Here is a 15,052-nt window from a genome sequence, read left to right as displayed (position 1 = left end):
TTTAACAAAAACGCCTGAGATCTTAACAGAAATCAGGCGTTTTAATTTATAGCTGTAACTTATTACATTTTATTCCTCGGATCTGTTTTTGTTTTCAATACATATTCATGCGGGGGCTCAACACCCAGCAGATTTTTCACAAAATAATCCCAGCGGCGGCGCATCATATAGGGCGAGTACGCACCATAGCCATGCGGACTGTTAGGGAAAACTACCAGGTCATAATCCTTATTAGCTTTCTCTAAGGCTTCAACCACCAGCAGGGTATTGTACGGCGGCACATTGTTATCCATCAACCCATGGGCAAGCATTAGTTTACCCTTTAAGTTTTTAGCATAGTTTTGATTAGCGTGAGCAGCATAATCAGAGTTGGCTACCAAACCGTCATAGCGTTCGCCCCAATCATCCTCGTAGTTGCGGTTATCGTGGTTACCCGATTCAGAAATGCCCACCTTAAAAAAGTCAGGATAACGGAACATCGCCGCCGCCGTAGCAAAGCCACCGCCAGAGTGCCCCCAGATACCTACTTTATTGGTATCAATAGGATATTTCTGCGATAACTGCCTGATGCCGGCTATCTGATCTGGCAAGGTATTTTCAGACATGTTACCGTAGCTCATATCATGGAAACTTTTTGAACGATGCGGGTTACTGGTGCCTTCAATCTCCACCACAATAAAACCTAATTCGGCCAATGACTGGTTATCACCTCTTGATGAAACAAACGACCAGCTGCCTACACTGCCACCCTGCGGACCAGGATATATATAATCAATAACCGGGTATTTTTTACCGGCGTCCATTTTTGTTGGTGTAAACACCAATCCGTAAACATCGGTTTTGCCATCATGTGCTTTCAGAGTAACCGGGGTAGGCGCGTGCCACCCGGTAGCAGTAAGCCTTGATACATCTGCTTTTTCCAAAGTAGAGATCAGTTTACCATTCAGGTCACGTAATACAGTAACCGGGGCAACATCGGGTTTAGAGTAGCTATCAACAAAATAACTACCACCCGGCGATAAGGTTACGTTATGGTTGCCGTCCTCGGGAGTTAATGCGGCAAAGTGTTTACCATCAAAACCCACCTTGCATAGCTGGCTAAAATAAGGGTTCTCTTTTTCGCGGCCGTCGGCAATAAAGTAAACTACGCGGTTCTTTTCATCTACCTTTAACAATTTGGTTACTACCCATTCGCCTTTGGTAATTTGGTTTTTAACCTTACCGGTAACGGCATCGTACAGGTAAAGGTGGCCCCAGTTATCGCGTTCGGAGTACCAGATGATCTCGTTTGTTTTGGCAAGGTATTTCCAGTTGATAGTACCCTGGCCCGATTCGTATTGTGTTTTAACGGTTTCTTCAAAAACCTCTTTAACAGCACCGGTAGCTGCATCGCTGATCCTGAATTTCTCATTCTTGTGATCGCGTGAGGTAGATACAAATGCAAGTTTGGAGGCATCCGCGTTCCAGTCCACATCATCAAATGTTCCGCTGCTGCTGATATCATCACTCAGAGTAGCCCGGTGCGCATCTGGCGCTACCTGCAGTCTAATCACTTTAGGATTATCCACCTCTACAATCACCCTCGTGATCATGGCAATTTCATCACCCGGCAAAGGGTATTTCCATTGCTTTAAAGTTGGCTTACCCACATTGGTGGTAACCAAATACATATCGCTCACCTTACGTTGATCCTGCTTAAAGGTGGCTATCTTCCTGGAATCCGGCGACCAACGCAGTATAGCAGCATCTGATGATTGCCAGCCGGCATTATCTGTGGCGTATCCAAAATCCTTAATTCCGTCGGTGGTCAGCTGGGTTTGGTTACCGGTTTTAACATCGCGTACCCAAAGATTATAGTCCTTGATAAAGGCGGCACGGTTTCCATCGGGTGATAGCACTTCCTCCGTCTTTCCCCTGCGGCCAGCCGGAGCTGCTGCTTTACCTGTATCCATCGCCTGCGTACAAACATCTGTTTTCAAGTCGTACTGCCAGTGTTTGCCTGCGGCAAAAAACAAAAGCGTTTTACCATCTGCCGAAAAACTGATGGTTTGAAAAGGCAGCATGTTTCCATCGTATTTATCGCCCGAAACGGCTGATAGTACTTCAGCCAGTTTTTGATGGTCAAAGGCTACATCACGCGTTTTTTTAACCGGATCAACCAAAATAAATTCGCTGCCCTGGGCGGTTAAAACCCTATACCAGAACTTATCGCCCGGCAACCAGTTAGGGCGAACGTAGGCCCTGTCAACAAGCTGTTCTGTATTATAGTACAGAAAGCTTTCGGCATTTTCGTAATCCTTAGTGCTTAAAGCGCCACCCTGCTGGGCATGCGCGGCCACAGCCATAGCGAACGCCGGAATGGTGAGTAAATATTTATTCATGAGTGTCAACTAATGTTTTAAAGCGCAAAGTAATGCTTTTTTATCATTTGAGATTGTTTAAAGATTGTTACAAGAGCGCAATAACAGCGTTAGTCTATACGAGGTATAAAGCGATCTTCCTAAACAGGCCCGCCATAAAAATACGCGTGGGGTTAAACGCAAAAAATCCCGGGAGATTATCCCGGGATTTTTGGTCTAATATTTAAAAATCCTTTGTCCGAAAGTCCTTTGTCTAAAAGTCCTTTATCACAAAATTACGACTTCTTAGCCTGTTGTTGATTCCTCATCATTTCTTCCATACGAGCCTGGAAACCTGATTTCTTCTTTTTGGTGTCCTCTGGTTTCTTTTTATTTTCCTGTATCTGGGCATGAATCTTTTTATCGTCAACCATAAATTTAATCAGGTATTGTTGTAAAAAGGTAAGCATGTTGGCCAAAAAGTAATAATAATTTAAGCCTGATGGATAGCTGTTAAGGGTGAAAAGGAATATAAGTGGTGTAATGTACCCGATATATTTCATTTGTCCGGTTGCTCCAGAAATCTGGTTATTGAAGTAGGTGTAAATCAACGTTGATATCGTCATCAGCAAACACATTAAGCTGATGTGATCAACACCACCTACAAGCGCTATAGGAGCAAATTTAATTACCGAATCATAAGTTGACAGGTCATGCATCCATAAAAAGCTTTCGCCGCGCAGCTCAAACAAACTTGGGAAAAACTTAAAGAATGCGATTACAATAGGCATTTGTATCAGCAATGGTAAACAACCACCCAGGGGATTAACACCCGCTTTTTTATAAAGCTTGAGGTATTCCTGCTGTAAAAGCGTAGGGTTATCTTCGCCCACTTTAGTTTTTATCTCATCCATTTCGGGCTTCAGCACACGCATTTTGGCCATTGAAAGGTATGATTTGTAGGTAAGCGGCGATAATACCAACTTAAGCACAATGGTTAAAACTAAAATGATCAGTCCGTAGTTCCAGTTAAACTGTTTAAGAAAGTTAAACACCGGCAATACCGCAAACTGGTTGATGTATTTTAACGGACCCCAACCCAGGTTAACCAATTTGTTAAGATCGGAGCCTTGCTGTTCTAAAGTTTTATAACGGTTAGGGCCAAAATAAAATACTAACGGAACACTGCCGTCTGATGAACGTACCAGCGTCAAATCGGCTTTCATCTGCTTAACGTCAGTAGTATCGGCAACGTCAGTTACTACGCCAAAGCTCGATTTACTGATACCGTTTTTAGCAATTAATGCATTGGAGAAAAAGTGTTGCTTAAAAGCAACCCAGGTCATCTTCTTATCACTTACTTCTTTTGAATCGTCTTTATTTTCATTAAGCCAATCAACAGTATTTTCGGTATTGTAGTAATACACTGTCGAATACTGGCGCTCCTGCTTCATATCCTTTTCCTGTTTGTGCAGGCTGGCTGCCCAGTTAAGGTTAAGGCTGCTGCTATTGGCTATAACGCCATCAAGTCCGGTAGGTTTAATAGTCAGGCCTAATTTAAAGCCAGTACCTTTTAAACTGTATATATAATCAATATACTGTGTTGGGCTATAACTTAAACGCAGGGTAATTGATGCAGAATCTTTTTCGGCAACTTTTAAATCAGCAGCGCTTGGGTTAAAATAGTATTCGTCGGTATTTATTTTTTTATCCCCAACATTAAAGTTCAAACCAAAATGATCTTTATCCCCACTGAAAAGTACAAGAGGCTTTTTATCAAAGGTTTTATAGTTCTTTAATTCAACCGAAGCTACTTTACCACCTTTTGTACTTAGCTTAACTAATAACTCCTGGTTTTCAATAGTGATTAGTTTCTCGCTGCCCACTGATGCTGCTCCGAAAGGGCTTTTTAACGTGGCAGAATCCGCAACCGTTTTAACAGCTGCTTTTGCTGTATCAAATTTTGCGGTTACGGGGGTATTTGTTTTACCCAATAACCCCTTTTTTAAAGAATCCTGATGTTGAAAAAGGGCATCTTTTTTCAATTGGGCTTCACTCGGCTTTAAAAAATAAACAGAGCCGGCTATGATAGCCATAATCAGGAATAATCCTGTGAAAGTATTTTTATCCATTATATTGTATCGTACAATTACTTATTTCTTACGGGCATAAGCCAGTGAAGCGGCGACAAAGTTAATAAAAAGTGGGTGTGGATTTGCAACTGTTGATTTTAATTCGGGATGAAATTGCGAGCCTACAAAAAACGGGTGGTTTTTAAGTTCTACAATTTCAACCAGGCCGTTTTCCGGATTAATACCTGATGGTATCATGCCAGCTGTTTCGTACTGTTTAAGATACTCATTATTAAACTCATAACGATGGCGATGCCTTTCTGATATATGATTTTTACCATATATAACCGCTGCTTTAGTTCCCTTTTTAATATCACATGGATAAGCGCCTAAACGCATAGTGCCACCTTTGTTTGTGATGTTTTTTTGATCTTCCATCATCCCTATAACCGGAAACTCCGTTTCAGGGTTCATTTCTGTACTGCTTGCCTTATCAAGCCCTAAAACGTTACGGCCAAATTCAACAACGGCACATTGCATACCTAAACAAATACCGAAGAAAGGGATATTGTTTTCGCGTACGTACCGGATAGCCTGAATTTTACCCTCAAAACCACGTTCGCCAAAGCCCGGAGCAACCAGCACGCCATGCATGCCTTTCAGCCTTTCAATAGCATTCTCTGGTGTTAATGTTTCTGATGGAATATATTCAACCCTTACTTTACACTCCATTTTGGCACCTGCATGTATAAAGGCTTCTGTAATAGATTTATAAGCATCAGGCAGCTCTACATATTTACCTACCAGCGCAATGCGGACATCGGCAGTTGGGTTTTTTAAGCGGCCCAGGAAATCTTTCCAGCTATCAAGGTTTGGTTCGTTTTTGTGCGATAATTTTAGTTTGGTAAGCACTGTTTTGTCCAGCTGCTCTTTCAGCATCAATAATGGCACATCATAAATAGTTGATGCATCAATTGATTCAATAACCGCATTAATATTCACATTACAGAACAGGGCAATTTTTTTGCGGATATCGGCATTAAGGTGGTGCTCTGTACGGCAAACCAAAATATCTGGCTGGATACCATATTCCAAAAGCATTTTTACCGAGTGCTGTGTCGGTTTGGTTTTCAATTCACCTGCAGCTGCAAGGAAAGGAACCAATGTAAGATGAATTACTAATGAGTTACCAGAACCTGTTTCCCACCTAAACTGACGTACAGCTTCAATATAAGGTAATGATTCAATGTCACCTACGGTACCACCTAATTCGGTGATCACAATATCATATTCGCCACTCTCGCCCAATATGCGGAAGTTGCGTTTAATTTCGTCAGTAATGTGAGGAACTACCTGTACGGTTTTACCTAAAAATGCTCCCTCACGCTCTTTATTGATCACATTTTGGTAAATGCGACCGGTAGTAATGTTATTTGCTTTGGATGTTGGGGTATTTAAAAAACGTTCGTAATGACCAAGGTCCAGATCTGTTTCGGCACCATCCTCGGTCACATAGCATTCACCATGCTCATATGGGTTAAGTGTTCCCGGATCGATATTGATATAGGGATCAAATTTTTGGATAGTGACACGATAACCGCGCGATTGAAGTAGTTTGGCTAATGAAGCGGAGATAATACCTTTTCCTAACGACGAGGTAACGCCACCCGTAACAAAAATATATTTAGTCATGATTTTTTTGAAAAATGGCTGCGGTTTTATGCCGAAACCAAATGTTTGTGTACGGGATACAAAAGTAAGAAAATTTTCAGGCTTTGCTTTACATGTTGAGAAAAAATGGGCCGTAAAAAGCACCTCTCCTATTTTCAGGATTTCAACATGCTTTAAATGAAACACTTATAAATAATCAACAAACAAAAATGACAAAAACCTACACATTTTCCTTTTGTCGGCTGTACTTTGCAATTTTACGGTGAAGCTCGTTTGGGTTAAAGGGTTTACTCACATAATCATTCATCCCAACAGTAAATGCCATATCCTGAATATCAAGCATGGCTGATGCTGTGAGCGCTATAATTGGCAAATCCCTGTATTTTTCGCCGGGAAGTTCGCGTATGGCCGTTGTAGTTTGGTAGCCATCCATCTCTGGCATTTGAAGATCCATCAAAACCATATCGTAATCATGGGTTTGCACCAGCATTAAAGCTATTTCGCCATTTTCGGCAACATCACATTCAACGTCCCATTGTTTCATAAAATGTTTAGCCAGTATTACGTTTATCTGGTTGTCTTCGGCAATAAGCAATTTGGTGCCCTTAAGGCTCTTTAAACTGTAAAACTCGTCGCTATCCGAAGTGCTGCTCAATTGTTTTTTACTATTTTTAAACACAAGACTAAACTTAAAAACAGATCCCTTACCAAATTCGCTGATAACTGTAATTTCGCTGCCCAACAATTGCAAAAGGCGCTTTGTGATAGTAAGCCCCAGCCCGGTACCTCCATATTTGCGGGTAGTATCAGTACTTGCCTGGCTAAAACTTTCAAAAATATGCTCAATCTTATCGGGCATAATACCTATCCCGGTATCGGTTATTTCAAAATCAATGGTTGAATTATCCTCGTCGCGGCAAGCCAAAGTTGCGGTAACAGTTACCTTTCCCTGGTGTGTAAATTTAACAGCATTACTTATGAGGTTAGTTAATATCTGCCCCAAACGTACCGGGTCGCCAATAATTGCATTGGGCAGGTCCTGATCCATCATCAATTTTATCGGGATATTTTTTTCGCTGGCCTTTTGAAGCAAGGCCAGCCTGATATTTTTTGTAAGATCGGTAATGCTGAAATCAACTTGTTCAAACTCCACCTTACCTGCCTCTATTTTACTAAAATCCAGGATATCATTAATGAGTACCAGCAGATTTTCTGCCGAAAATTTAAGGAAACCTAAAAATTCCCTTTGCTCGGGTTTCGGGTCCTGGTGAATAAGCAAATGAGTAAAGCCAATCACCGCGTTCATCGGTGTGCGTATCTCATGGCTCATGATAGATAAAAATTGCGCTTTGGCCATGGCAGCCTTCTCAGCAAATTCTTTGGAAGTTATGAGGGCAACCTCCAGTTCCTTGGCTTTTGTTATCCGCTCCTGCAAAAAGCTTATAATATGAATAAGATCATCGTCAGAATCGGAAAGTTTCAGTTCAACATCCGGGTTGAGCGCTTTAATAGCCTCTTTTAATTGCGAAATAGATCGCTGTTTGATCTCGTTTTGCTCCTTCAGGTTATCGGTTACCGAAAGGTATTCGCGTTCGCTGATATTGAAGGCGTGATCGGCCAGTTTTATTGATTTATCAAAGTTGTTAAAACTCGTATTTATGGCATTCAAAAACTGTACAACAGCATCATCCTCCAGGTATTGTGCAGGAAGCAGTTTTTTGATTTGTTTATTTAGCAGTTGGTGATAATCCATAACTATTTCTCTGTAAAGGTAGTAATGGTCATGGTTTGGTTATGTAGCTCGCAGTTTGATCCTTTGTTCAAAGGTGAAAGCTCCCCATAGGAGTAAAAGCCGGCAATAATGGTATTATCTCCAAATATATGTTTAGCTACTGCCAGTTCTTCTTCTGTACGTTCATTGAGCACCAGTTTGCGCCCCACGCAGCTTACCATGATAGCAAGTTCGGTTTCGGTCGAACTATCAATAGCATCTGTTGCAGCGGCCGATGATGCGTTGATTAATTTTGTAAAATTGGCTTTCATAAGGCGCACCTTGCTGCCTTCGGGTAAGTTACCGGCAAAAGTCATTGATTTTTCATCATCGTTAACACTCAAAATGGTACGTACCAGCTTTTTATCCGAACCATTAATACTTAACGATAAGGGAAATAACAATGCCGAACCGGGAAGTTCTTTAGCATACTCGCCTAAATATTCCTTATATAAATCAAGGGCATTTTTATGATCAATCTCAAACAACACATTTTTATCAGATTTGGTAATCGTGCGCTGCGGGCCAAATTCTTCCCAACCACCATTTGAGCCGTGGTTAACCAACAAACTATCGCCGTAAAAACCAACAGCTATAACATTGCCCTGCGCAGGCACCTCGTTTAACCCTGTATAGGTACTGGCAAACCTGGCTGCATCGCCGGCAAGCCCACCGGTAACAGGCACCTTACCCGGATTGTCATCATTAAAACCGGCAACCAATTCACTACCATTAATGTAAGTGCCATCAGATATAATGAAAACACAATTCAGATGCTCTTTATCAAGCTGCAACATAAGGTATTTGCCTGTTTCATAGCTATTGGCATGTTTACTTACATGTGTAGCGGTTGCAACTATAGCAGATTTTTCAAATTCAATGGCTGTTGCAACTATACTATCGTCATACACTTCGCTGCCCATGATCTCGCCTGAGGTTGATGAGAAAACAATGCTGGCTATTGGGTAATTTATTTTGAGATAATTATGAATTTCTGGTACTATAATTAACTGGGGAGCACCAAAAACAAATACCAACTGGCTCTTTTCGGCATTAAAACCGGGAGCTGCAAAATAGCTGGTCCAGCCATTGCTTGTAAAATGAAGCTGACTTATGCGCATAACTATAACAGTTTATTATTTAAGGCTAGGTGAATGTAATAAATTAAAAAGCAATTAATTTACCACAAAGCAAATAAATTATACGTTTGTTGTTAGTGTAAAATTCTTTAATTATTGATAGGTATTTTTATTGTAATAGTTTAAACAGAGCACTTTACCAGTTTTAATAAATCAACAATTATCAAAAATTATCTATTAACTTTATTACGAAATTTATTTAATAAGGTTTAAATTTTATGTTTTTTGCAAATTAGCATAACTCGGCATATGAAAAAACTATTTCAAGCCCCGGCTTATTTAGCCAGAATTAAGCAGAAATTAACGACCAAAAGTTTATGGGGATGTTAATTTTATAAATGCAGCGGGAGTTTTTCCAAATCAGCAGGCACATCTACCGAATGTGTTTCCAGTTCGGTTTCGGCCACTTTAATACGGTATCCGTTCTCAATCCAGCGCAGCTGTTCCAGGCTTTCGGCTTTCTCCAGGCCAGATACAGGGAGTTTAGTGATCTGCTGTAGCACATCTGCGCGATAGCCGTAAATGCCAATATGTTTAAAATAAGTGTGGCATTTTAGCCAGTTGTGAGGCTCACAGGCACGGATATGAGGTAACGTGGCCCGTGAAAAATATATTGCTTCGGATAATTTATTGATGATTACTTTGGGCGAGTTGTAGTTAAAGAGTTCTTCGTTTGTAACAATCTTTTTTATCAGCGTGGCTATCTGTGTACCGGCATCTGCAAAACAAGCAGCCAGCTTGGCAATTTGCTCGGGGTTGATATAAGGTTCATCACCCTGGATATTAATGATCACATCATATTCGGGATGCAGGCGGGCTACTTCGGCGCAACGGTCGGTCCCGCTCTGGTGATCATCAGCCGTCATTACAGCCACACCGCCAAAGGCCTCCACATGATCAAATATCCGGTCATCATCTGTAGCCACGATAGCTTCGGCCACATCATTACATCTTTTAACCTGCTCATATACCCGCCGAATCATGCTTTTACCGGCGATATCAACCAATGGCTTACCCGGGAAACGGGAAGATGCATAACGGGCAGGAATGATACCTAATATTTTCATTTTTAGTGGCAGCTATTTAAGTTGTAATTGACAGATCAAAGATAATTAGTTTACACTTTATTATATTATCCATAACACACAACCCATACCCCGAATCCATGTTAAAACAAACCATTAATCTCGCGCTCAATCAATTGCACAATAGTAGCCATATCTTCGGTATTATTAGCAAAGTCAAGGTTATCCTTATCAAGGATGAGTAGTTTACCCAGCTTATAGTTTTTTATCCATTTTTCGTACTTCTCGTTCAGTTTAGATAAGTAATCTAAACGAATACCGCTTTCATACTCCCGTCCCCGGCGCTGAATGTTACTTACCAGCGTGGGTACTGATGCTTTGAGGTAAACCAGCAAATCGGGCGGTTTAATAAACTCGGTTATATTATCAAATATGGATTCGTAGTTTTCGTAATCACGGGTGGTCATTAACCCCATATCATGCAGGTTTTCTGCAAAAATATAGGCATCCTCATAAATGGTACGGTCCTGCAAAATATTGCGCCCGCTTTTTTGAATATCGATGATCTGGCGGTAACGGCTATTCAGGAAATAGATCTGAAGGTTAAAGCTCCAGCGTTTCATATCGCTATAAAAATCTTCCAGGTAAGGATTATTATCTACGGCTTCAAAAAGTGGTTCCCAACCATAATTATGGGCCAGCATTTCAGTTAAGGTGGTTTTACCAGCGCCTATATTTCCTACAATAGCTATGTGCATGCTTATTTTATTTGTTTTGTCTGAACCGTAATTTGTCGAATTTACAGAATTACTTGAATTTTTAAAGGTCCGAAACTTTATTATTTCAACTTTTAAATGTTAAAAAAAGCCCTGAAAGGGCTCCTGTTATAAATTCCGAAAATTCTTTAATTCTTTTAATTCGGGTTCAAACGTTTTTTAAAATTTCTTAAATCCTATGATTTCCCTTACTTCTCTAATCGTTTTAGAAGCGCTTTCACGAGCCTTATCGGCTCCTAACTGGGCTACTTTACGCAAGTATTCGGCATCACCGGCAATGGCGTTAATCCTATCCCTGATTGGTGCTGTGGCAATGATCATATCCTCGGCCAGTTGTTTTTTCAAGTCGCCGTAACGGATATTCATCGAATTGTATAAATTATCAAAATGAGCCAATGTATCTGCCGATGAAACAACTTTCATCAGGTCGAACAGGTTTTGAATTTCCTGGGGCTTGGTTTGATTTTCTGTTGTTGGGCCGGCATCAGTAACCGCCCGCATTACTTTCTTTTTAATGGCTTCTGGGGTATCACCAAGAAAAATGGCATTGCCCTCCCCTTCTGATTTACCCATTTTACCTTTTCCATCAAGCCCCGGAATTTTCACCAGGTTACTGCTATAATTAAAGGCATAAGGCTCGGGAAAATAATCATGATTATACAGCCTGTTAAAACGGTTACCAAAGGTACGGGCCATTTCCAGGTGTTGTTCCTGATCTTTCCCTACGGGTACTTTGGTAGCTTTATGGATGATGATATCCGCAGCCATTAACACCGGGTAGGTAAGCAAACCGGCGTTCACGTTTTCGGGATTGGCACGTACTTTATCTTTAAATGAAGTGCTGCGCTCCAGCTCGCCCAAATAGGCGTTCATATTCAGGTAAAGGTATAGTTCAGCAACCTCGGGCACATCTGATTGTGCGTAGATGGTGGCTTTTTCCGGATCGATACCGGCGGCAAGATACTCCACCAAAACCTGTTTTACATTACTATGCAAATCGGCAGGCGTAGGGTGTGTGGTTAACGAATGCAGATCGGCAATAAAAAAATAACAGTTAAATTCATCCTGCATTTTTATAAAGTTCTGCAATGCACCGTAATAATTTCCTAAGTGTAAATTTCCGGTTGAACGGATGCCACTAACAACAGTTTCCATAATGGGCGAAAGTAAGGAATTTTTCTATTTTTGATGACGATGAAAATGATATTGAAAAAAGTACACCGCTTTTTATATGTGATTAGTGTAGCTTTATCCTACTTTTTATTTTGGCCTTTTTTTTATTATTGTTCTAAAAATCCGTCGCGTTACCATAGCCTCAATAAACTGCGCGGGGCCTGGGGGTTCATCAGCTCGGCAATGGTAGGTATATTTTATAAATTCCAATACGAGCAACCTATTGATTGGAGCAAAACCTATATCATTTGTCCCAATCATACATCAAACCTGGATATATCGGCGATGTGTATCCTGGTGAAAAACGACTGCTCTTTTTTGGGTAAACAGGAATTGGAAGAGGGCCTGGTAACCAGTCTGTTCTTTCGCACTGTCGATATCCCGGTTAACAGGGAAAGCAAAATGTCATCCTTCAGGGCATTTAAAAAAGCTGCCGAAAAATTACAGAATGGCATATCACTGGTGATATTTCCCGAGGGAATGATAGCAGACAATTATCCACCTCAACTGGGCGAATTTAAGAATGGTCCTTTCCGGCTCGCTATCGAAAATAAAATACCCATAATACCGGTAAGCTCATTAAACACATGGGAAGTACTATGGGATACAGGCACCCAATATGGCAGCAGACCGGGCATTTGCAATTTTTATATTCATAAACCCATCGATACATCAAACCTAACCATAGCCGATGCCGATACCCTGCGCCATAAAGTTTATGTCATTATGCGGGATAAACTGGAACACTCAAATTAGTTAGCGATGTTTAACGTGTACAAAAACAAGTATTTTTTTTACATTTGGTGAACATGAAATTAACACTGAAAAGGATACATACCAATTTTTACAGGTATAGCATCGCTTTCTTTTTTACACTATGCTACCCGGCATTATACCTATTAAGGCAACAAAAAAGCTGGTATAAATACATTAACCAGGTAAGGCGGCTCATTATATTTTTAAGCTCAAGCATATCCGGTATTTTTTATAGCGCCAGTTTTGAAGAACCTGTAGACTGGAAAAAAACATATGTAATTTGTGGTAATCACACCTCAAATCTTGATGTATCTGCAGTAAGTACAATCATGAAAAATAATATCTGCTTTATGGGTAAGGAAGAATTATTAACCAACTATGTGCTTGGCTACTTCTTTCGTACTATTGATATTACTGTTAACCGGGAAAGCAAAATGTCATCCTTCCGGGCGTTTAAAGCAGCGGCCGAGCGGATAAAAAGTGGAGTAAGCGTGGTTATTTTCCCAGAAGCTACTATTCCGAAAGATTACCCGCCCGAATTAAATTCATTTAAGAACGGCCCCTTTCGCCTGGCCATTGAAATGAAAGTGCCTATTTTGCCAATTAGCTCGGTAGATACCTGGGAGGTACTTTGGGATACAGGCAAAGAACTTGGCAGCAGACCAGGAATTTGTAATATATTTGTACATAAACCCATCGAAACAGCCCATTTAACATTGGATGATGCCGATGCGCTGCGTGATGAAGTTCACGCTATTATTAAAATGAAACTACAAACTGCATGAACATAGATAAAGAAACAGTTGAAAAGGTTGCCCACCTGGCCCGTTTAGAACTCAGCGAAACTGAAAAAAAGGACATGATTAAGGATATGAGCAAAATTCTTGATTTTATGGCCAAACTTAACGAGCTTGATACAACTGGAGTTGAGCCTCTTATTTATATGACCGACGGAGCAAATATTTTACGGGAAGATGTGGTGAAACAAACAATTACGCACGAAGAAGCCTTAAAAAATGCCCCTAAACACGACGAGGATTATTTTTTGGTGGCAAAGGTGATTGAGAAATAGATAAAGGACTTTGGAACAAGGATAAAGGACATTTTAATTTTTAATTTTGAATTACACCTTTGTAACAAATCCTACCCTCTTGTTGTCCAAATAAAAAAACATTCATGGAGCCATTAAACGAGAAGCCTTTAATTACCATAAACGAAATCGGACGTAAATACGTTATAGGTACCGAAGTTATACACGCCCTTAAATCTGTTTCGTTAACTATTAATAAAGGTGAATTTGTGGCTTTGATGGGCCCCTCTGGTTCGGGTAAATCTACGCTGATGAATATTTTGGGTTGTTTAGATACACCAACCAAAGGTGAGTACATATTAAATGGCATAAATGTAAGCCATATGACGGATAATGAACTGGCCGAAGTACGTAACTCCGAGATTGGCTTTGTTTTCCAGACATTTAACTTATTACCCCGTAATACCGCCCTTGATAATGTTGCGTTACCCCTCATTTATGCAGGCATCAACAAAGAGAAACGTACAGAGCGTGCTACCAACGCGCTAAAAAACGTTGGCTTAGGTAACCGTATAGATCACAAACCTAATGAGCTTTCAGGCGGTCAGCGCCAGCGTGTTGCTGTAGCCCGCGCACTGATTAACAACCCCTCTATCATCCTGGCCGATGAGCCTACCGGTAACCTTGACACCAAAACTTCCATCGAAATTATGGGGTTGATAGAGGATATTCACTCCAAAGGTAACACCATTATATTAGTAACCCACGAAGAGGACATTGCCCTTCATGCCCACCGCATAGTACGTATGCGCGATGGCTTGATTGAAAAAGATTACCAAAACCCAGAAATACATACGGTTAGCAGGCGGGTTGAGGAGGTGTAAATTTCACTAATTATTATTTTACAGTCTTTGCGAATGGTAAAATTTCGCAAAACTCTGAAAGCTAACCGAGGTTAAGACTCACCCTGTCATCGCTACGCTCGACATCCCTCTCTTCAACTTCGTTGGAAAGAGGGAGTTGGAAACTTTAAATTAGCTTTTTAACCCTCTTTCCGGCGAAGCCGAAGAGAGATTCTGTGTTAATTATCAAATAATTTTTAATTTTGTTTACTTAAGGCGGCTTTATGTCAGCCTGTTTAGGGCGGTATAACTTCGTGTTTTATTCGCCCTAACTCTTTTTATACTGCTGCTGCATTTGTTTTTTGTAAGTATGCTTTATCATATTTCTTTTCTGTTGTCCAGATCGTATAAATCATTTCCAGTATTTTTCTTTGTACCGCGACCGCTGCCTTTGCCTT

At 40.7% G+C, this 15,052-nt stretch carries 12 protein-coding genes; 4 read left to right on the top strand and 8 right to left on the bottom strand.

The annotated features are described in order from the left end of the window. Positions 1-62: 62 nt before the first annotated feature. From AC1D0K_RS30030 to trpS, 8 genes are all read right to left on the bottom strand, one after another. A complete protein-coding gene (locus AC1D0K_RS30030) occupies positions 63-2,381 on the bottom strand; it encodes a S9 family peptidase (protein WP_477395304.1) in 2,319 nt (772 codons plus the stop codon). A gap of 254 nt (positions 2,382-2,635) precedes the next feature. Next, entirely contained in the window at positions 2,636-4,471 is a 1,836-nt protein-coding gene (gene yidC / locus AC1D0K_RS30025) for a membrane protein insertase YidC (RefSeq protein WP_477395306.1), read from the bottom strand. A 21-nt stretch (positions 4,472-4,492) separates the two neighbouring features. Next, the gene (locus AC1D0K_RS30020) at positions 4,493-6,103 is read right to left on the bottom strand and encodes a CTP synthase (protein ID WP_295713050.1); all 1,611 of its coding nucleotides are present in this window, start codon (positions 6,101-6,103) and stop codon (positions 4,493-4,495) included. A gap of 199 nt (positions 6,104-6,302) precedes the next feature. Next, the gene (locus AC1D0K_RS30015; RefSeq protein ID WP_477463146.1) at positions 6,303-7,835 is read right to left on the bottom strand and encodes an ATP-binding protein; all 1,533 of its coding nucleotides are present in this window, start codon (positions 7,833-7,835) and stop codon (positions 6,303-6,305) included. 2 nt (positions 7,836-7,837) lie between these two features. Then, positions 7,838-8,974 carry an FIST signal transduction protein gene (locus tag AC1D0K_RS30010; RefSeq protein ID WP_477395312.1) on the bottom strand — a complete coding sequence of 379 codons (1,137 nt, stop codon included), beginning with the start codon at positions 8,972-8,974 and terminating at the stop codon, positions 7,838-7,840. 350 nt (positions 8,975-9,324) lie between these two features. Continuing rightward, on the bottom strand, positions 9,325-10,059 hold the full coding sequence (kdsB, locus tag AC1D0K_RS30005; RefSeq protein WP_477395314.1) for a 3-deoxy-manno-octulosonate cytidylyltransferase: 735 nt from the start codon (positions 10,057-10,059) through the stop codon (positions 9,325-9,327). A gap of 101 nt (positions 10,060-10,160) precedes the next feature. After that, complete coding sequence (locus AC1D0K_RS30000; RefSeq protein ID WP_295713061.1) at positions 10,161-10,775, bottom strand: deoxynucleoside kinase; 615 nt, start codon at positions 10,773-10,775, stop codon at positions 10,161-10,163. Between the two features lie 177 nt (positions 10,776-10,952). Further along, positions 10,953-11,948: a tryptophan--tRNA ligase gene (gene trpS / locus AC1D0K_RS29995; protein ID WP_477395316.1), complete on the bottom strand. Its 996-nt coding sequence runs from the start codon at positions 11,946-11,948 to the stop codon at positions 10,953-10,955. Between the two features lie 39 nt (positions 11,949-11,987). On the opposite strand from trpS, the gene AC1D0K_RS29990 reads away from it, so the two are divergent. The 4 genes from AC1D0K_RS29990 (at position 11,988) to AC1D0K_RS29975 (ending at position 14,636) form a co-directional block, all read left to right on the top strand. Next, positions 11,988-12,722: a lysophospholipid acyltransferase family protein gene (locus AC1D0K_RS29990; protein WP_477443574.1), complete on the top strand. Its 735-nt coding sequence runs from the start codon at positions 11,988-11,990 to the stop codon at positions 12,720-12,722. 53 nt (positions 12,723-12,775) lie between these two features. Continuing rightward, a complete protein-coding gene (locus tag AC1D0K_RS29985; RefSeq protein ID WP_295713069.1) occupies positions 12,776-13,507 on the top strand; it encodes a lysophospholipid acyltransferase family protein in 732 nt (243 codons plus the stop codon). Next, the gene (gatC, locus tag AC1D0K_RS29980) at positions 13,504-13,794 is read left to right on the top strand and encodes an Asp-tRNA(Asn)/Glu-tRNA(Gln) amidotransferase subunit GatC (RefSeq protein ID WP_295713072.1); all 291 of its coding nucleotides are present in this window, start codon (positions 13,504-13,506) and stop codon (positions 13,792-13,794) included. Before AC1D0K_RS29985 ends, gatC begins: the two co-directional genes overlap by 4 nt. 104 nt (positions 13,795-13,898) lie before the next feature. Continuing rightward, entirely contained in the window at positions 13,899-14,636 is a 738-nt protein-coding gene (locus AC1D0K_RS29975) for an ABC transporter ATP-binding protein (protein WP_477395322.1), read from the top strand. The last annotated feature ends 416 nt before the right edge of the window (positions 14,637-15,052 follow it).

The sequence above is a fragment of the Mucilaginibacter sp. P1_A3 genome (assembly GCF_056406855.1).
This window is presented reverse-complemented; position numbering and strand designations above follow the sequence as displayed.